Genomic DNA, 18,730 nt, shown 5'->3' with positions numbered 1-18,730 from the left:
CAGGAAACGAGCAGCCCCGCCTCAAATCGGCTGGAAGCCGAGGTCGCCGCGCAGCCGGTTGACGATGAAAGTCCCGTCGCGGGTCGGCAAGATCCGCTCCAGGCCGGCGCTGTCGATCTTCACGTTGGCAAAGCGCGGCCCGGCCGAGACGTCATGGACGGCTTTGGCGAAGGCCTCGACCTCGGCCATGGTCGTGACAGCCCGGCTGTCGTTGATGCCGCAGGCGCGGGCGATGCCGACCAGATCGGCCGCGGCCGAGGTGTGGCTGGTCTGGCCGCCGGTCTCGCCATAGGCCTCGTTGTCGAGCACCGCGATCGAGAGGTTGGAGGGCTTCTGCAGGCCGATCGTGGCAAGGCTGCCCATGCCCATCAGCATCTCGCCGTCGCCGGTGATGACCAATACCGGCAGTTTCGGCTGCGCCAATGCGAGGCCGAGGCCGATCATCGCCGCGCCGCCCATGCCGCCCCAGAGGTAAAAGTTGCGGGCGTGGTCGCCGGCCGCGCACATGTCGTTGGTGGAGGCACCGAGGCCACCGATCGCGACGACGTCCTTGCGGTTCGCCAGCAGCGTGGAGACCACCTGACGGCGGTCGAGAAGATTGGCCTTGCTCATTTGGTGAAAACCTTGGCGCCGATCAGGCGCTGCGACAGAAGGACGGCGGTCGGCGTCAGCGCGTTGTAGGCCTGCGATGCAGCGGCCTCCAGCACGGCCGGCACCTCGGCTGGGTTCGAGGCGCGCAGCACCTGGACGCCCGAGAGCTCGAACACGCCCTGGGTCGTCGATCCCATCGGCACCTGCCAGGGATTGAACTCGCCCCACTCGCCGCGCATGGTCACCAGCGTCAGGAAGGGAAAGCGCAGGATCGGGATCAGCGACAGCATGTTGATGCAATTGCCGACGCCGCTCGACTGCATCAGCAAGACGCCGCGCTGTCCGCCGGCCCAGGCGCCCGCAAGCAGCGCCACGCCCTCCTCCTCCGTGGTCAGGGGAATGCCGCGCATCGTGGACGAGGCCAGCACGCGGTTGATCAGCTTCGCATGGCCTGCATCGGGCACGTAAGGCACCTGCCGGACGTCGAAGCGTTGCAAGGCCGCGAAAATATCGTCGGGCCAGTTCGGGGCCGTGTCGGCAGCATCGGCGTGGGCGTGCATTTTCCTGTCCGGTCGGCTAGCAAGGTGCCAAGACTAAGCTGCAAGGACTGTAGACGCATGCATGCGCCGATCAGAACAACAAAAACGGCATAACGGCTTTAACCGGCGAGTATAACGGGATGAACGCAGATGCGAAGGAGCTGGCGGCAAGCTTCGACCTCGAGAAGCTGACGCCCGAGTTCTACGACAACCCCTATCCGACCTATCGTGCACTGCGGGAGAACGAACCGGTCAAGCGCCTGCGCAGCGGCACCGTGTTCCTGACCCGCTATGACGATCTCGTCACCACCTACAAGAACACCAAATCGTTCAGCTCGGACAAGAAGCGCGAGTTCTTGCCGAAATACGGCGACACCCCGCTCTACGAGCATCACACCACCAGCCTCGTCTTCAACGATCCGCCGTCGCATACGCGCGTGCGCCGCCTGATCATGGGCGCGCTGTCGCCGCGGGCGATCGCCGGCATGGAGGGCGATCTCATCAAGCTCGTCGACGGCCTGCTCGACGCCATCGCGGCCAAGGGACGATGCGAGCTGATCGAGGATTTCGCCGCGTCCATCCCGATCGAGGTGATCGGCAATCTGCTCGACGTGCCCCATGACGAGCGCGGGCCGCTGCGCGACTGGTCGCTGGCGATCCTCGGCGCGCTCGAACCCGTGGTGTCGCCTGACGCGGCTGCGCGCGGCAACAAGGCGGTGACGGATTTCCTCGCTTATCTGGAAACGCTGGTGGAGCGCCGGCGCGCCAGGCCCGGCAATCCCGAGCGCGATGTGCTGACGCGCCTGATCCAGGGAGAGGAGAACGGCGAGCGGCTGACCGAGAAGGAACTGCTGCACAATTGCATCTTCCTGCTCAATGCCGGCCACGAGACCACCACCAACCTGATCGGCAACGGCCTCGTCGCGCTGGACCAGCATCCGGACCAGAAGCAGCGGCTGATCGACAATCCCGACATGATCAAGACCGCGGTCGAGGAAATGCTGCGCTACGAGAGCTCGAACCAGCTCGGCAACCGCATGACCACCGAGCGCGTCGAGCTGGGCGGTATCATGCTCGAGGCCGGCACGTCGGTGACGCTGTGCATCGGCGCGGCCAACCGCGATCCCGCGCAGTTTCCCGACCCCGAACGCTTCGACATCGCGCGCGCGCCGAACCGGCATCTCGCCTTCGCCACCGGCGCGCATCAATGCGCCGGCATGGCGCTGGCACGGCTGGAAGGGGCGATCGCGATCTCACGCTTCCTGGCGCGCTTCCCGAACTATGCCATGAGCGGCAAGCCGGTGCGGGGCGGACGGGTGCGGTTTCGCGGCTTTTTGAGCGTGCCGTGTACGATCGGCTGAAGCCTCGATACAAAATCCGCGAAAACAACCCCATGCACAGTAGCCAAGTGCTTGATGTACTTGGACATTCGGCACGGAAAATGGCACTGGAAACGGTCTTATAATACCGTTAAACCGCCGTCCTGTGCCGCGCGATGCAGGTGCGCAGCACCTCGTCCGTCGGCTTGCTCCACCAATCGTTGGAGAAAATCTCGATCTCGGAATAGCCGGCAAAGCCCTGCGCTTCGACGGCTTGACGCACCGATTTGATGTCGATGACGCCGTCCCCCATCATGCCCCGGTCGTTGAGGATGTCCCTGGTCGGCACCAGCCAGTCGCAGACGTGGAAGGCGAGCAGGCGATCCTGGCCGGCGCGCGCGATCTGGTCCATCAGCTCCGGATCCCACCAGACGTGATAGACGTCGAGCGCGACGCCGAGCATGCCGGTGCGCCCGGGGTCAAGCTGGTCGCAGATATCGAGCGCCTGCTTGGTCGTGTTCACGCAGGCGCGATCGGCCGCATAAGCCGGATGCAAGGGCTCGATCGCCAGCGGCAGCTTGGCCTGCCGGGCGTACTCAAGCATCTCCGCGATCGCGTCCTCGACCTGCCCGCGCGCCGCCGCGATGTCCTTCGAGGCTTCGCTGCCCGGCCGCGAATATTGCGGCAGGCCGCCGACGACAAGGACGATGCAGGGCGCGCCTAGCGCCTTGGCTTCATCGACGCAGCGCCTGTTGTCGTCCCGCACCTCGCCGCGGCGCGAGGCGTCCGAGGTGAACATGCCGCCGCGGCAATAGCCTGAGAGATCGAGGCCGGCATCGCGCACCGCCCGCACGGCGCGCTCGAGGCCGACGCTTGCGACCTGGTCGCGCCAGGGATCGATGGCGCGGATGCCGTGCTTCGCACAGGCCTCGATGATGGCGACGAGATCACCCTGCTTGCGGACGGTTGCCGTGTTCAGCGACAGCCAGCGATGGTCAGACGAAAAATCGCGCATCAGGATTCGATACCGCGGGTGGCGAGCACGGACTTCATCCGCTGCGTCGCGAGTTCAGGATCGGCGAGCAGGCCGGCCTTATCGGCGAGACGAAACAGCTCTGCCAGATGCAGCGTGGAGCGCGTGCTCTCCTGTCCCCCGACCATGGTGAAATGATCCTGGTGGCCGTTGAGATAGGCCATGAACACGACGCCGGTCTTGTAGAAGCGCGTCGGCGCCTTGAAGATATGACGCGACAGCGGCACGGTCGGACCCAGCACGTCATGGAAGCCGGCCCCGTCACCCGCCGCCAGCCGCGACAACGCATAGGACGCCGCGGGCGCGATCGCATCGAAGATACCGAGCAGCGCATGCGAGAAACCCTGTTCGTCGCCGGCGATCAACTCCGCGTAGTTGAAGTCGTCCCCGGTATACATCCTGATGCGCTTGTCGAGGCGCCTGCGCATGTCGATCTCGCGCTGCTTGTCGAGCAGCGAGACCTTCACCCCGTCGACCTTGGCGGCATTGCCGTTGATGATGGCCACAGCCGTATCCATCGCCTTGTCGAGGTCTTTGGTGCCCCAATAGCCGGTCAACGCGGGATCGAACATGTCGCCGAGCCAGTGGATGATGACGGGCTCGCGAACCTGCGAGAGCACGCGATCATAGACCTTCGCATAGTCATCGGCGTTGCGGCCGAGCTTGGCCAGCGCGCGCGACGCCATCAGGATGATGCGGCCGCCGACCTTCTCGATCGCCGAGACCTGCTCCTCGTAGGCGCGGATCACGTCGTCGATCGTTCCGGCATCTTCCACGGCGAGATGGTCGGTGCCGGCCCCCGAGAACACCAGCGCGTTGCGGCGTTTGGCGGCGGCGACCGAGCGCGTGATCAGCTCCAGCGAGGTCGGCCAGTCCAGCCCCATGCCGCGCTGGGCGGTGTCCATGGCTTCGGCGACGCCGAGGCCGAGGTCCCAGACGTGCTCGCGGAATGCGATGGTCTTGTCCCAGTCGACGGCGGCCGAGAGCCAGGGATCGTTGTCCGCGAAGGGATCGGCCACCGTGTGCACGGCCGAGAAGGCGATGCGATTCAGCGGTCCCTCCAGCTTCGCAGGAAATGTGCGCGAGGCAGCTAACCGGTAAGTCTCGATCGAGCGATCGGCCTTCGGCAGCTTGAGCGACAAGGAGGACATGGGTTGGACGGGCTTATTCATGGTTCACACCTCTCCACGTCATTGCGAGGAGCCCGCGGCAAATTGCGAAGCAATTTGCGCTGGCGACGAAGCAATCCGGACTGCCTCGGCGGAAAGATCCTGGATTGCTTCGCTTCGCTCGCAATGACGGCTTGGTAGACATCGGGGCTTACCTAATAGACCTCACGCCTTGATCGGGGCGACGTCGATCCAGCGCCGCTCCTTCCAGCTTTTCAGCGCGCATTCGGCGAGCTGCACGCCCTTGGCGCCTTCGAGCAGCGTGAACTTGTAGGGCGCATCCTCGTAGACGTGGCGGATGAACATCTCCCATTGCTCTCTAAAGCCGTTGTCGTAGCTGACATTGTCGGGCACCCTCTGCCAATCGCCGTAGAAATCGTGCAGCCGCTTCTCGTCGGGATTCCACACCGGCCGAGGCGTCGCCTGCCGCGCCTGGATCATGCAGTCGGTGAGGCCCGCGACGGCGGAGCCGAGCGTGCCGTCGACCTGGAAGGTGACGAGGTCGTCGCGATAGACGCGCGTCACCCAGGACATGTTGATGTGGGCGATGATGCCGCCTTCGAGCTGGAACGTGGCGTAGGCGGAATCGTCCGCGGTCGCCTTGTACTTCTTGCCCTGCTCGTCGAAACGCTCGGGGATGTCGGTGTTGCCGATGCAGCTGACGCTCTGGACGTTGCCGAAGAGGTTGTCGAGCACGTAGCGCCAGTGGCAGACCATGTCGAGGATGATGCCGCCGCCGTCCTCGCTGCGATAGTTCCAGGACGGCCGCTGCGCCTCCTGCCAGCCGCCTTCGAACACCCAATAACCGAACTCGCCGCGCACCGAGAGGATGCGGCCGAAGAAACCGGAATCGCGCAGGAAGGCGATCTTCTTCAAACCCGGCAGGAACAGCTTGTCCTGCACCGTGCCATGCTTGACGCCCTTGGCATTGGCAAGCTTGACGACCTCGAGCGCCTCTTCGAAATTCGTCGCGATCGGCTTCTCGCAATAGACGTGCTTGCCGGCATCGATGGCCTGGGTCAGCAGGCCGGGCCGCGCCTGCGTGGTGGCGGCGTCGAAGAACATGGTGTCGTTCTTGTCGGCGAGCGCGGCATCAAGATCGGTGGTCCAGCGCGTGATGTTGAAGCGCCTGGCGAGCGCCTCGACCTTGTCGGCACTGCGGCCGACCAGGATCGGGTCGGGCATGACGCGGTCGCCGTTCTTCAGGCGGACGCCGCCCTGGTCGCGGATCGCGACGACTGAGCGGATCAGATGCTGGTTGAGCCCCATGCGGCCGGTGACGCCGTTCATGATGAGGCCGAGGCGTTGGGTGGTCATGCCGGATACTCCTGCAGTGATGTCGGCTGTTCGAGCGGGCGGACCGCCGACCAGTCCGGATGGACCGACGTCGCAAAGCCCGCAGCATGAAGCGATCCCGTCAGGAGATCGCCGTCGTGAATACAGAGCCGGATGCCCTGCCCGGCGTCGGCATAGAGATCGGGATGCGCATGGGCGAAAGCTTGCGCCTCAGCGGCGGGCGTCTCGCCAAAGCCGTCGACATAGTGATGGCCGTTGCGCTCGGCATGGGTGACGCCGATAAGGGCGCCGAGGGCGAGATCCTGCTGAACAGCGAGGCCCGCCTGGCAGGTGAGGTCCTCGCCGGTGACGAAGAACGCTTCCCCGTCCACGCTCCATTTCGCGGCGCGCGTCGCGTTGACGATGGATTTGTAGAGACCCTTGCAGGACTTCGAGGAGATGCCGCGATAGCCGAGCGCCCGCGCTGCCGGGAACGCATCGTAGGAATCGTCCGCTTCGTCGATGATGAAATCACGGGCGCGGAGCGCGCCGAGCGGCGATTGCCGGGTGATGTCGCGCGGCATCGGCTGCTCGATATAGAGCAGGCGCGAGGCGATCGGGCGCAGCGCGTCGTCGTGATCGAGCCGGTCGATCAGCGCTTGCAACGCCGCAAGGTCGGCATACTGCTCGTTGGCGTCGAGCGTCACCTTGGAGTCCCGCCCAAGCGTATCGAGCTCCTTGCCAATCCGTGCGAGCCGCGCCGCGTCGGCAGCGGGATCGCCCGACAGCTTGAGCTTGAAGTAGCGTGCACCAACGTTCTCGCGCCGATCGGCAACGCCGCCCTCGCCTTCAACGACATCGTCAAGCCCGACCGTATGCCTGATGGCAACACGCTGCAGCGGCACCCGGCCGGAGAGAAACGTCCTGATGTCCCTCTCGCTCAGGTCGGGAGCAAGCCGGGCATCGATGCCGGCGATGTTCGCAGCCATCCCGTCGAAAAAGCTGGTCTCAACGCCGCGCAGCAGCGCATCGAGGATCGCCTTGTCGATCTCCGCCGGGCCGTAGGCCGCAGCAAGCGACGGAATGTTCTTCTTCGCGCAGGTTGCGACCTGGGCACCGATGCAGGAGGCATGGAGATCGAACGCGGTCTGGTATCCGGTGCTCGCCAGATAGAGCCCGCGCGCGATCTCGAGCGACCGTCGCAGCCCGTCGACCGTCTGCGCCGGCGACAGCTCCGGCCGCTTGTCGAACCATTTCGGCACCAGCAGCTCGGCACTGGCGCCGACTGCAACGCCCTTGTTTGTAGTCTTGCCCTCGACCTCGATCTCGGCCCGCACGAACAGCTGCGGCGTCGCGTTGATCGTGATCGCGCCAAAGCGGAACGGCCGCGCGAATTGCACGGGACGTTCGAAGAAAGCGATGTCTCGCAGCTTCAGGCGCACCGACATAGTCCTATGAAGGTCGTCATGCCCGGGCTTGTCCCGGGCATCCACGTTCTTTGTCGCACGGAGCAAGACGTGGATGGCCGGGTCAAGCCCGGCCATGACGCTCTGAAAGCTAGAGCTACTGCCATCACGCTAATCCAACGCGCCTTGCGAGAAGAAGTGCTTGCGGATGCGCTGCACGAGCTCGGTGAAAACCGGATCAGCCATCGCGTCGAGCGAGCGCGGGCGCGGCAGCGGTACGTCGTAGATGGCCGCGATCGCACCAGGGCGCTCGGTCATCACAAGCACGCGGTCGGCGAGGAACACGGCCTCCGGAATCGAATGCGTGATCAGCAGCACCGTCTTCTTCGTCTCGCGCTGGATCCGCATCAATTCGAGATTCATGCGTTCGCGCGTCAGCGCGTCGAGCGCGCCGAACGGCTCGTCCATCAGCATGATCCTGGGATCGTGCACCAGCGCGCGGCAGATCGAAGCGCGCTGCTGCATGCCGCCGGAGAGCTGCCAGGGCAGCTTCTTCTCGAAGCCTTCGAGGCCGACCAGCTTGAGGAGCGACTTGGCGCGGTCGAGATATTGCTGCCGCGGCAGCCGCTTCATGTCGATCGGCAGCATCACGTTGCCGAGAATGTTGCGCCAGGGCAAGAGCAGCGCGTTCTGGAAGACGATGCCGACGTTGCCGTGCGGCGTCGTCACCTTCTGGCCCTCGACCAGGATATCGCCCGTGGTCGGCGCCAGCAGGCCCGAGATCAGCTTGAGCAGCGTGGACTTGCCGCAGCCGGATGGGCCTACCACGACGAAGAACTCGCCGTCATTGATGTGGAAGTCGAGCGGCCGCAGCGACGGCACGTCACCGTCGCGCGTCCGGTAGGTCTTCGACACGCCCGACAGCTTGATGCCCGACGCATCGCCGGCAGCCCGGTCGCTCACCAGTCTCAGATGTGCGGCCGACTGCGCGGTTTCACTCATGACAGTCGCAGGTTTCACGTGCCGCTCTTCGGCAGATAATCGTTGGTGTAGAACGCCTTCGGGTTGTCCTTGGCCTTGGCGTCGAGACCGCCATATTCGACCATCAGATTGACTGAATCCGTCATGTTCTGGTCGGTGACCTGGAACGGACGCTTGCCCTTGGTCTCCGCGGTCCGATAGAGCGGAATGGTCAGCTCGAAACCTTGCGTCAGCGTGTCGATCTTGCCGCCCTTGGGGTTGGCATCGAGGATCGATTGCGCCGCCGCCTTCGGCTCCTTCTCGGCGGCTTCGACCGCTTTCGTGGTCGCCGACATGAAGCGGCGGACGAGGTCGGCATTGGCCTTCACGTAATCGGTGTTGGCGATGATGCCTGATGAAACCATGTTGATGCCGTAGTCGGCGAACTTGATCGGATAGACGTCCTTGCCGGTGGCGTCCTTGATCTTCATCGACTGGTCCATGACGTAGCCGAGCAAGAGGTCAGCCTGGCCGTTGATGACGGCGTTGAGCTTGGTCTGGCCGTCGCCGGCAACGGTTTTGAAGTCGCTCTCCTTCAAGCCGGTCTTCTTCAGGAACAGCGGCCAGATCTGGGTCATGGAATCCGCGGGCGTGATCGCCACCGTCTTGCCCTTGATGTCCTCGGGCTTCCTGATGTTCTTGTCGGCGAAGCCCATGGCGGACATCGGCGAAGTCTGCAGCAGCACGCCGGCCGCCACCACGGGCGCACCCTTGATGGCGGCGCGCATCATGGTGGGGACGTCGACATAGCCGAAATCGGCGGTCTTGGCCGCGACGGCCTGGGTGGTGGCAGCCGACCCCCGGCCTTCCTGGATCTCGAGGTCGATGCCCTCGGCCGCATAGATGCCCTTGGCCTTGCCGTAATAGAACGGTGCGTGCTCGCCATAGACATACCAGTTCAGCATCAGCACGACCTTGTCGGCCGCCTGCGCCGGCATGGCCGCAAGAACCATCAGCACCGCCGAGACAACCCCAATCAACCGCTTCATCGTTTCTCTCCCTTGCCGTTGGTTACGTCGGCCGTTGGTGGCCGTTCGTTGCTGGTTTTTTGTTTGAGCATGATCGGATCGGAAAACCGCTGCACACTTTTCCGGATCATGCCCTCAAGATGCAAAGATCACGTCCTCGCGCTGGCTGACATGCCAGGGAATGACCAGCTTCTCGATCCGGTCCACGATCCAGAACAGGACCACGCCGAGCAGCGCCAGGATCACGAGCGCCGCGAACATCGTCGGCAGGTCGAACGTGCCGATCGAGCGCTGCATGACGTAGCCGATGCCGGAATTGGAGCCGACGAACTCGCCGACGACAGCACCGACCACGGCGAGCGTCACCGAGACCTTGAGGCCGGAGAAAATCGCCGGCAGCGCATGCGGCAGGTTCACCGCGCGGAACACCTGGAAACGGCTGCCCTGCATGGCGCGGGCGAGATCGACCATGTCGGGATCGACCGATTTGAAGCCCTGCACGGCAGAGACGACCACGGGAAAGAAGCCGAGCAGGAACGCCGAGATCACCTTCGGAATGATGCCGAAGCCGAACCAGACCACGAACAGCGGCGCGATCGCGATCTTCGGCACGGATTGGGAGAACACCAGTAGCGGATAGACGTAGCTCTCCACCGTCTTCGAGCCGGCGATCAGCATCGCCACGGGAATGCCGAACAGCGCCGACAGCAGGAAGCCGCACACGGTCGCATAGGTGGTCGGCCAGGACTGGCGCAGCAGTTCCGGCCACTCGGTCCGCAGCACGGCAACGACGTCGAGCGGCGACGGGATCTGGTAGGCGGGGATCCCGAACAGCCGGATGGCGAGATCCCAGGCGACGACGATGAAGACCAGGAACAAGAACGGCCGAACCCAGACGGCATTCAGCAGCTTGGAAACAGCGTTTTGCGGCTTCGGCTCGGCCAATTTTCACTCCCGGTAGTCTTCTTCGTTGTGCCGAGAAATTAACCCGTTGGATAAATACTGTCCAGAGCTTTCCCTGTGACGTTTTGTGCGGGGGTTCCGGTACACCAACGTCGTCATTCCGGGGCGATGCGAAGCATCGAACTACGGTGCGCCCTTGCGCACCTTTTGAGGATCCCGAGATTCCGGGTTCGGCCCTACGGACCGCCCCGGAATGACAGCAGAGAGAATGGAGGACTAAACCGTCTGCGCCACCACGGCGCGCGACTTCGGCGCCTTCGCGACCTCGAACAGCGCCACCGACTGTCCCGTCAGTGCAGCCAGCACGAGGCCGACCATGTGCGCCAGCCGTTCGTCCTTGGCCTTCTTGTCCAGGAGATCGCGGCCGAAGATCACGCTGAGCGTCGCCGAGTTGGAGAGATAGAAGAAGCTGAGCGCCGCGATCGAGATGTAGAGCTGCACCGGGTCGACCGCGACCTGGAAGTCGCCGGACTCGACGCCGCGCCGCACCACGGTGCGGATCATCTCGACGAAGGGCGAGTGCATCGACTTGACCTTCGTCGATTTCTTCAGGTGTTTTGCGCGCGCGAGGTTCTCAGTCTGGAGCAAGGACAGAAATTCGGGATTGCGCAGGAAGTAATTCCAGGTGAACTCGATCAGCCGCCTGATCGCCTCGGGCGGATCGAGATGCTCGAGATCGAGCCCCCGCTCCTCGCTGCGGATCTTGTCATAGGCGCCTTCGAGCACCGCCAGGTAGAGCTCGTCCTTGTTGCCGACGTGGTAGTACAGCATGCGCTTGTTGGCACCGGCCTTGGCCGCGATGCGGTCGACCCGCGCGCCGGCGAGACCATGGGCGGAAAACTCCTGCTTGGCGGCTTCGAGAATGCGCAGCCGCATCCCCTCGGGGTCGCGCTGCCATTTCAGAGTTCGCTTTGCCTTCGCCAAACCGGTGCTCGCTGGGGTGGTCTGGATATGGCGTGTAACACGCACACGGGCCTTTGAGAACGATCTCGTGCCCCGGACGCAGCGCAGCGCTTCTTCAGCGGTGCCCATGTCTCCAAGGGGGAGGTCGCCGCCTTCCAGGTCCCGGCTCTGCGCAGCAACGCAAGAGCGTTGCAGCGCGTCCGGGACACGATATCGTACGCTCCGTCACTCCACCGGCTTTGGCGAGCGCTCCAGCAGCACGGTCTGCACGCCGCAGGTGCCGCTCCGCACCGTCATGATCCGCGTGCCCGGCTTGCGGCCGTTGCGCACTTCGCTGAGGTCGAGGCCGGCCGCGATCAGGCGGGCACGGGTGGCGTCGATGTCGGCGACGCGCCAGCTCAGGCCCCACAGACGGTCATGCGCGAGGTCGCTGCCGGCGACCGGCCGGCGGACCACCTCGACGATGAGGTCGCCGCAGCGGAAGAACATCAGCTGGCCCCAATCCTGGTGCGAGCGGTCGAGCGCCAGATCGAGGCCGAGCCGCGCGCCGTAAAGTGCGGCGGCCCGCTCGGAATCCTCGGTGGTGACCACGACGTGGTCGAGCGCGTCGATCGGCGCGATGTCGGTCGCCGGGGAAAGCGGACGCTCGTCAGCCAGCTCGAGGAAGAACATACGCACGCCGCGCGTGAGCTCCGTGGCGGCGCGTGTGCGCTTCCAGTGCAGGACGTTGCCTGTTTCGGTGTCGCTGCTCTCGACCTCGGTGACCGGATCCGGGTTCAAGGCCACCCGCTCCAGCCGGCGGTGCATCCGGCTCATGTCCGCGACACGGAAGCACAGGCTGGCGAGCATGCCCTCCTGGTCATCGAGCAGTGCCCGCATGCGATCCGCCGTCACGCTGAAGCCGCTCGGCGCCATCAACTCGATCGTCATGTTTGCAAGGGTGAACAGCACGCGATCGGCGCCCTCGCCCGAGTTCTGCCAGGCCGGCGCGCGGGCGAGCAGCGTCTGGTAGGCCGCCTTGGCCGCCCCGATGTCCCTCACCAGAACGACGACGTGATCGAGGCCGGTGATCATTTCTTCTCCCTCTGATCGCCCCTTTCATGGCCCTGGAACCCATGGGCCGAAACACGGCGTTTGTCCGGGCTTGGCATTGCCCGGTGATGGTCGTATTCCCTGACCATGCTGACCTCAAGCGCTTCGGGCGGCAGTTTTGCGAATAATTTCAGCGTCCCGCCGGAGCGGAACCGGTGCTACAGTAAGCGCACCGGCCGGGACCACAAGCGCATGACGGACAGGCAATGCAGGCTCTCTTCATCGGACAGACCTATATCGACGTCGTCTTCATCACCGACCACATGCCGAGCGGCGACGAAAAGCACGTCGCCTCGGACTACGCCGTCTCCTTCGGCGGCAACGCCGTGACGGCGGCGTTCTGCTGCGCCAAGCTCGGCATCGTGCCGGATCTCATCGCAACCGTGGCCAATGACTGGCTGGGACGCATGTTCCAGGACATGTGCGCGAAATACGCGATCTCGCTGCACGGGCGGAAGGTCAACCAGTCCTCGCTCTCCTTCATCATGCCCAAGGACGGCAAGCGCGCCATCGTCCGCTGCCGCGACGACGAGCACATCCACCCCTTTCCGATGCTCAATCTCGGCGGCTGCCGCGCGCTGCACGTCGACGGCCATCAGCCGGACGCCGCGCTCCACTACGCCAAGGTCTGCCGCGAGGCCGGCATCCTGACCTCGCTCGACGGCGGCGGCCTGCGCACCAACACCCACGAGCTGCTGGAATTCATCGACGTCGCGATCGTCGCCGAGCGCCTGTGCGAGCAGATGGACCTGACGCCCGAGAAGATGCTCGACTACCTCAAGAGCCGCGGCTGCAAGATCGGCGGCGTCACCATGGGCGAGAAGGGCCTGTTCTGGTACGACGAGACCGGAACGGTGCAGGTGATGCCGGCGATGCCGATCCCGCGCGAGCGCGTGATCGACACCAACGGCGCTGGCGACGTCTTCCACGGCGCCTATGTCTATTCCTACCTCGCCCATCCCGGCAAAAGCTGGCGCGAGCATTTCGATTTCGCGAGGGCCGCCTCGACCTTCAAGATCCAGCGCCTCGGCAACGAGGCCGGCCTGCCGACGCTGGTCGATATCGCCAAGGTCAGGCACGAGTTCGAGGTCAGGGTCTAGATCCAGATGGGGCGCGTCTTCGTCGCGGGCAGCATCAACATGGATGTGGTGGCGACGGCCGATCGCCATCCGAAGGTCGGCGAGACCGTCGCGGGCCGGCAGGTGCTGTACTTTCCAGGCGGCAAGGGCGCGAACCAGGCCGTGGCGGCGTCACGGCTCGGCGCCGGGACGACGTTGATCGGGCGCCTGGGCAGGGATTCGTTCGGAGCCGAGCTGAAAGCCTTCCTCGAGGAGCAGGGCATCGATCTCGGCTATGTCGTGGAGACGGCCGAGGCGCACACCGGGACCGCGATCATCACGGTGGCGGAGGCCGATAACACCATCGTCGTCGTTCCCGGGGCGAACGGGCTGGTCGGCGCTGAGGACGTCGAGGTGGTGCCGCTGCTGAAGGGCGACGTCGCGGTCAGCCAGTTCGAGATTCCGCTGCCGACAATCGCTGCATTCTTCGGGCGCGCGCGTGAGGCCGGCGCCGTGACTGTCTTGAACCCTGCGCCGGCGCAGAAGATGCCGGGCGAACTGCTGGCGCTGGTCGACATCCTCGTGCTGAACGAGACCGAGCTCGGCTTCCTCGGGGGCAGCGAGCTGTCGGACGACGATGAGGCCGCAAGGATTTTCGACGTCGCGCGAAAACTTCAGGCGCGTCAGGATCAGACCATCTGCGTCACGCTCGGCAAGCGCGGCGTGCTTGCGCTTGCCGGACGCGAGGAGATCACCGTGCCGGGGCGCGCCGTGAAGGCGATCGACACCACCGGCGCCGGCGACTGCTTTGTCGGCGCGCTCGCCGCGCAACTTGCCGACGACGTGCCTTTGCGCGCCGCCCTCACCTTCGCCAATGCCGCCGCCTCGATCAGCGTGCAGCGGATGGGCGCGGGGCCATCGATGCCGACGGCCGCGGAGGTGAAGGCTGTTCTCGGTGCCTCTTAGTTACGCCAGCGCGCTCTTCAGGTCGAAGCTTTCGTCCGCGGCCTGCTCCGGCGTGATCGAGCGGTCCATGGCCTGCAGGCGGCGGCCGAACATGTGATCGCCGGCGCGGTTGATCGATTCGATGCCGAGCAGCCTGTCGCCCTTGTAGCAGAAGGCCGAGAACGCCTTGTTCGCGGGGTTGCCGCGCAGCACGACGCGGTCATAGCCGGTGGTCAGCCCCGCGATCTGGAGCTTGTCGTCGCCCTGGTCGCTCCAGAACCAGGGATGGCCGTCATAAGGCTTCTTGTCGCCGGTCAGCCGCGCCGCGAGACAGCGGGCGTGGTCGGTCGCGTTCTGCACCGATTCCAGCCGCAGCGATCCGCCGAAGCGCGGGCTTGCGAACAGCGCGCAATCGCCGATCGCGGAGATGTCTGGATCGGCCGTCGCAAGATATTCGTCGACGATGATGCCGGCCGCGACCGGAAGCCCCGCCTCCGCCGCGAGCTCGATGTTCGGCAGCACGCCGACGCCCACCACGACGAGGTCGGCGGGCAGATGCCGTCCGTCGCTCAGGGAGACGCCGGTGACCTTGCCGCCCTCCGCCTCGATCGAGGTCGCCTGCACGCCGAGGTGGATGCGAATGCCGGCCTCGCGATGGCGCTCTTGGAAATACTCCGACACCTCCGCCGTCACCGCCCGCGCCATCACGCGCGGGGCGAGCTCGAGCACGTCGACCTCGAGGCCCTTGATCCGCGCGGTCGCGGCGAATTCGAGGCCGATGAAGCCGGCGCCGATGATCACGGCGCGCGTCTTCGAGGGCATGATCGCCCGCAGCGCCTCGCTCTCGTCGAGGATGCGCAAATATTTCACGTCGGGCAGGTTGGCGTTGGGCAGATCCAGCAGGCGGTTGCGCGCGCCGGTCGCCAGCACGAGATGGCCGTAGCCAAGCGTTTCGCCGGAGGCGAGCTGCACTTTGTGCCCCGCGCGATCGATCGAGGCCGCGCGGCCGGCGATCAGCTCGATGTTCTGGTCGTGGTAGAACTTCTCGGGGCGGAACATCAGGCTCTCGGGACCGGCCGAGCCCTTGATGTAAGCCTTGGACAGCGGCGGTCGCTGATAGGGCAGATGCGCCTCGTCGTTGATCAGGCAGACGCGGCCGGAAAAGCCGGCCTGGCGCAGCGATGCCGCGACCTGGTAGCCGCCATGGCCGGCACCGACGATGATCACCGGACCGTCGCTCATTGGACAGCCCATTTCCCGAAGACACGAGCGCGACCCATGCCATTTCCTCTCGCTGATTCTGGTTGCTGACCTTACGAGGAGCCGGCGCTCGTGTCCGTCCCTTGGAAAAGGCCTGCCCATTTGAGCCTATCGTTTGGCCCAGTGCAAGAGCAGCAGGCGGGGATTGTCACCCCCCGGCTTCTGCGATTTAGTTGCAGCAATCACCTCGTGCCGGGGATTTCAAGAATGCCAGCTCCCGTTTCAAAGCCCGACGATCCCGCCCTGCTCAAGGTCGACGGCCCGATCGCGACGATCACGCTCAACCGCCCAACCGCATACAATTCGATCAACCTTGCGATTGCGCAGAAGCTCGAGCAGCTCGCGGCCTATATCGAGGGCGACGACGCCATCAGGGTCCTGGTGATCGAAGGCGAAGGCCGCGCCTTCTCGGCCGGCGGCGATCTGCAGACGATCGGGGCGGCCGCCGAGGCCGGCACCGTGACGCCGGTCGTTGGCGAGCTCTTGAAGCACTATCATGCCTTCATCGAGATGGTCAGGCGCATGCCGAAGATCTCGCTGTCGAGCGTTCACGGCTCGGCCGCCGGTGCCGGCATGGGCCTCGCCTTCGTCACCGATCTCTGCATCGCCGCCGACGATGCCAAGTTCACGCCAGCCTATGCCAAGATCGGCGTGTCGCCGGACGGCGGCTCCACGGTCGGCATCGTCGGCACGGTCGGCTCGCGCCGGGCGCTGCAGATCTTCCTGTCCGAGGACAATTTCACCGCGCAGCAGGCCCATGAATGGGGCCTGGTCGCCAAGGTCGTTGCCGCCGCGGAGCTGAAGGCGGCGACGCGACAGCTCGCCGAGCGTCTGGCGCAGAACCCGCCGGCTGCCATCGCAGGCACCAAGCAGCTGGTCTATCAGGCCGCGACCACGCCGGTGAAGCAGCAGCTCGATGCCGAGGAGCACAGGATCATCATGGCGATGAACACGGAACCGTTCCGCACCGCCGTGAAGAAGTTCACCAGCAAGGGCAAGTAGCGCCGCGCTCGCTCAACCCTTCACGGGGCCGGCCCTCTGCATGAAGTCGAAATCGCAGCCCTCGTCGGCCTGCATGATGGTCTCGTTGAACAGCCAGGCGTAGCCGCGGCGTGCTTCCTCCGGCGCAGCAATCGGCTTCAAGGCGGCGCGGCGGCGCTCGAGCTCGGCCGCATCGACCAAGAGCTCGATGCTGCGCTTGGCGACGTCCAGGCTGATCATGTCGCCGTTCTTCACCAGCGCCAGCGGCCCGCCGACGGCCGATTCCGGGGTGATGTGCAGCACGATGGTGCCGAACGCGGTGCCGCTCATCCGCGCATCGGAAATGCGCACCATGTCCTTGGTGCCGCCGCGCGCGAGTTTCTTCGGGATCGGCAGATAGCCGGCCTCGGGCATGCCGGGCGCGCCCTTCGGGCCGGCATTGCGCAGCACCAGCACGTCGTCGGCGGTGACATCGAGATCGGGATCGTCGACCCGCAAGGTCATGTCCTCGACGGATTCGAACACCACCGCGCGCCCGGTATGCTTGAGCAGCTTCGGGCTCGCCGCCGATTGCTTGATCACCGCGCCGCGCGGCGCGAGATTGCCGTGCAGCACCGCGAGGCCGCCCTCCTTCTTGATCGGATTGTCGCGCGAGCGGATCGCGTCCTGGCCGGGCACGTCCTCCGCATCGGCCACGACATCGCGCAGCGTCTGGCCGGAGATCGTCCTGGCATCGAGATCGACGAGGTCGCCGAGCTGCGCCAGCAGCTTCGGCACGCCGCCGGCGTGATGGAAATGCTCCATATAGTGCTCGCCGGACGGCTTGAGATCGACCAGCACAGGCACCTCGCGGCCGATCTGGTCGAAGACCTCGAGGTCGAGCCGGTGCGGCGAACGATGCGCCATCGCCGTCAGATGGATCAGGCCGTTGGTCGAGCCGCCGATCGCCTGCAGCACCACCTGCGCATTCCTGAACGAGGCCGGCGTCAGCAGCTCGCTCGGCTTCGGGCCCTTGGTCTTAGCCATCTCGGCGGCAACCCGCCCGCTCGCCTCGGCGAGACGGAAGCGCTCGGCATGCGGCGCCGGAATCGTCGCGCTCATCGGCAGCGACAGGCCCATGGCTTCGATCATGCAGGCCATGGTCGAGGCCGTGCCCATCACCATGCAGGTGCCGACCGACGGCGCCAGACGCCCGTTCACCGCCTCGATCTCGGAATCGTCCATCTCGCCGGCACGATATTTCGCCCAGAGACGGCGGCAATCGGTGCAGGCGCCCAGCACCTCGCCCCTGTGATGGCCGACCACCATGGGGCCGACCGGAATCACCACGGTCGGCAAGTCGGCGCTGATCGCCGCCATCACCTGCGCCGGCAGCGTCTTGTCGCAGCCGCCGATCACGATCACCGAATCCATCGGCTGGGCGCGGATCATTTCTTCCGTGTCCATCGCCATCAGGTTGCGCAGATACATCGAGGTCGGATGCGCAAAGCTCTCGGCGATCGAGATCGTCGGAAACACGAACGGCATCGCACCGGACAGCATCACGCCGCGCTTGGCGGCTTCGATGATCTGCGGAACGTTGCCGTGGCAGGGATTGTAGTCGCTATAGGTGTTGGTGATGCCGACGATCGGGCGCTCCAGCGCGTCGTCGGAATATCCCATAGCCTTGATGAACGCCTTGCGCAGGAACAGCGAGAAGCCGGCGTCGCCATAGCTCGTCAAACCCTTGCGCAAGCCACTCGTCATCAGGTCGCTCCTTCAGCTTTGAAGTCGTGGTAAGGCCGGCTCCCCGATTGTCAATAAGCCGGGTTGCAGGCCTGAGAGCTGGTGGCCGGCGCCCTCCAGCAGGCGAGCATCTCACGGACCGTCGCCGTTCCAACTGCAAGGTGATCCTGCATCGGGTTTGTCGATCTCGATGCCCCCCAACCAGCGCGGAGTGCTGCCAGGTTTCCAGCTTCCCGGCGCCTGAAGAGCAAGGAAGTCTGGTGTGGCGCACGGGTGCTGGTAGGTCCACGAGGTCCGGCTGCGTCGCGCTGGAGTTCCACCGAACCGCGCCCTCGACGCGGGTCTGGCCTCGAACGCAACTAAGAACGATTAGCAAGTAGTTGCATTCCTAGTTGATCTATGGGATCCTTTTGCGAATGACTTGCAATCGCAGGGGCTTGCGAGCGAACCCAGAGCCCTGCGTCGATCGGTCCCTTGGTTTGC

17 protein-coding genes are annotated in these 18,730 nt (G+C 65.1%); 4 read left to right on the top strand and 13 right to left on the bottom strand.

Annotated features, from left to right (window positions below; genetic code table 11):
• Positions 1–21: 21 nt before the first annotated feature.
• Together K410_RS0112625 and K410_RS0112620 are read right to left on the bottom strand one after the other, a co-directional pair.
• Positions 22–612 carry a thiamine pyrophosphate-dependent enzyme gene (locus K410_RS0112625; protein ID WP_028135195.1) on the bottom strand — a complete coding sequence of 197 codons (591 nt, stop codon included), beginning with the start codon at positions 610–612 and terminating at the stop codon, positions 22–24.
• Entirely contained in the window at positions 609–1,151 is a 543-nt protein-coding gene (locus K410_RS0112620) for a phosphonopyruvate decarboxylase (RefSeq protein WP_028135194.1), read from the bottom strand. The genes K410_RS0112625 and K410_RS0112620 overlap by 4 nt, the downstream gene beginning before the upstream one ends.
• A 119-nt stretch (positions 1,152–1,270) precedes the next feature.
• On the opposite strand from K410_RS0112620, the gene K410_RS0112615 reads away from it, so the two are divergent.
• Complete coding sequence (locus K410_RS0112615) at positions 1,271–2,491, top strand: cytochrome P450 (RefSeq protein WP_028135193.1); 1,221 nt, start codon at positions 1,271–1,273, stop codon at positions 2,489–2,491.
• A gap of 109 nt (positions 2,492–2,600) precedes the next feature.
• Here the strand turns inward: K410_RS0112615 and K410_RS0112610 are convergent, their stop codons facing one another.
• From K410_RS0112610 to K410_RS0112570, 9 genes are all read right to left on the bottom strand, one after another.
• Positions 2,601–3,464 (bottom strand): sugar phosphate isomerase/epimerase family protein, encoded by an 864-nt coding sequence (locus K410_RS0112610; protein ID WP_028135192.1) that lies wholly within the window; start codon positions 3,462–3,464, stop codon positions 2,601–2,603.
• On the bottom strand, positions 3,464–4,654 hold the full coding sequence (locus K410_RS0112605; RefSeq protein ID WP_028135191.1) for a dihydrodipicolinate synthase family protein: 1,191 nt from the start codon (positions 4,652–4,654) through the stop codon (positions 3,464–3,466). Before K410_RS0112605 ends, K410_RS0112610 begins: the two co-directional genes overlap by 1 nt.
• A 162-nt stretch (positions 4,655–4,816) precedes the next feature.
• On the bottom strand, positions 4,817–5,968 hold the full coding sequence (locus K410_RS0112600; protein WP_028135190.1) for a Gfo/Idh/MocA family protein: 1,152 nt from the start codon (positions 5,966–5,968) through the stop codon (positions 4,817–4,819).
• Positions 5,965–7,374 carry an enolase-like domain-containing protein gene (locus K410_RS0112595; RefSeq protein WP_028135189.1) on the bottom strand — a complete coding sequence of 470 codons (1,410 nt, stop codon included), beginning with the start codon at positions 7,372–7,374 and terminating at the stop codon, positions 5,965–5,967. The genes K410_RS0112600 and K410_RS0112595 overlap by 4 nt, the downstream gene beginning before the upstream one ends.
• A 129-nt stretch (positions 7,375–7,503) precedes the next feature.
• Positions 7,504–8,334 carry an ABC transporter ATP-binding protein gene (locus K410_RS0112590; RefSeq protein WP_196236055.1) on the bottom strand — a complete coding sequence of 277 codons (831 nt, stop codon included), beginning with the start codon at positions 8,332–8,334 and terminating at the stop codon, positions 7,504–7,506.
• A gap of 14 nt (positions 8,335–8,348) precedes the next feature.
• Positions 8,349–9,341 (bottom strand): ABC transporter substrate-binding protein, encoded by a 993-nt coding sequence (locus K410_RS0112585; RefSeq protein ID WP_028135187.1) that lies wholly within the window; start codon positions 9,339–9,341, stop codon positions 8,349–8,351.
• A 114-nt stretch (positions 9,342–9,455) separates the two neighbouring features.
• Entirely contained in the window at positions 9,456–10,265 is an 810-nt protein-coding gene (locus K410_RS0112580; protein ID WP_028135186.1) for an ABC transporter permease, read from the bottom strand.
• A gap of 234 nt (positions 10,266–10,499) precedes the next feature.
• Positions 10,500–11,207, bottom strand: a complete 708-nt coding sequence (locus tag K410_RS0112575) for a TetR/AcrR family transcriptional regulator (protein ID WP_196236015.1) — start codon at positions 11,205–11,207, stop codon at positions 10,500–10,502.
• Positions 11,208–11,411: 204 nt separating this feature from the next.
• Positions 11,412–12,260: a VOC family protein gene (locus K410_RS0112570; RefSeq protein WP_028135184.1), complete on the bottom strand. Its 849-nt coding sequence runs from the start codon at positions 12,258–12,260 to the stop codon at positions 11,412–11,414.
• A gap of 224 nt (positions 12,261–12,484) precedes the next feature.
• Here K410_RS0112570 and K410_RS0112565 point away from each other — a divergent pair, with 224 nt between their 5' ends.
• Both K410_RS0112565 and rbsK read left to right on the top strand, forming a co-directional pair.
• Positions 12,485–13,378 carry a sugar kinase gene (locus K410_RS0112565; RefSeq protein WP_028135183.1) on the top strand — a complete coding sequence of 298 codons (894 nt, stop codon included), beginning with the start codon at positions 12,485–12,487 and terminating at the stop codon, positions 13,376–13,378.
• 6 nt (positions 13,379–13,384) lie between these two features.
• Positions 13,385–14,302 (top strand): ribokinase, encoded by a 918-nt coding sequence (gene rbsK, locus K410_RS0112560; protein WP_028135182.1) that lies wholly within the window; start codon positions 13,385–13,387, stop codon positions 14,300–14,302.
• Here the strand turns inward: rbsK and K410_RS0112555 are convergent, their stop codons facing one another.
• Positions 14,303–15,523 carry an NAD(P)/FAD-dependent oxidoreductase gene (locus K410_RS0112555; protein WP_028135181.1) on the bottom strand — a complete coding sequence of 407 codons (1,221 nt, stop codon included), beginning with the start codon at positions 15,521–15,523 and terminating at the stop codon, positions 14,303–14,305.
• Positions 15,524–15,748: 225 nt separating this feature from the next.
• Here K410_RS0112555 and K410_RS0112550 point away from each other — a divergent pair, with 225 nt between their 5' ends.
• On the top strand, positions 15,749–16,543 hold the full coding sequence (locus K410_RS0112550; RefSeq protein WP_028135180.1) for an enoyl-CoA hydratase/isomerase family protein: 795 nt from the start codon (positions 15,749–15,751) through the stop codon (positions 16,541–16,543).
• Between the two features lie 12 nt (positions 16,544–16,555).
• Here K410_RS0112550 and K410_RS0112545 read toward each other — a convergent pair whose 3' ends face one another.
• A complete protein-coding gene (locus tag K410_RS0112545; RefSeq protein WP_049820027.1) occupies positions 16,556–18,268 on the bottom strand; it encodes an IlvD/Edd family dehydratase in 1,713 nt (570 codons plus the stop codon).
• Between the last annotated feature and the right edge of the window lie 462 nt (positions 18,269–18,730).

It is taken from the genome of Bradyrhizobium sp. 22 (genome assembly GCF_000482425.1).
In the GTDB taxonomy this organism is placed as follows: Bacteria; Pseudomonadota; Alphaproteobacteria; order Rhizobiales; family Xanthobacteraceae; genus Bradyrhizobium; species Bradyrhizobium japonicum_B.
This window is presented reverse-complemented; position numbering and strand designations above follow the sequence as displayed.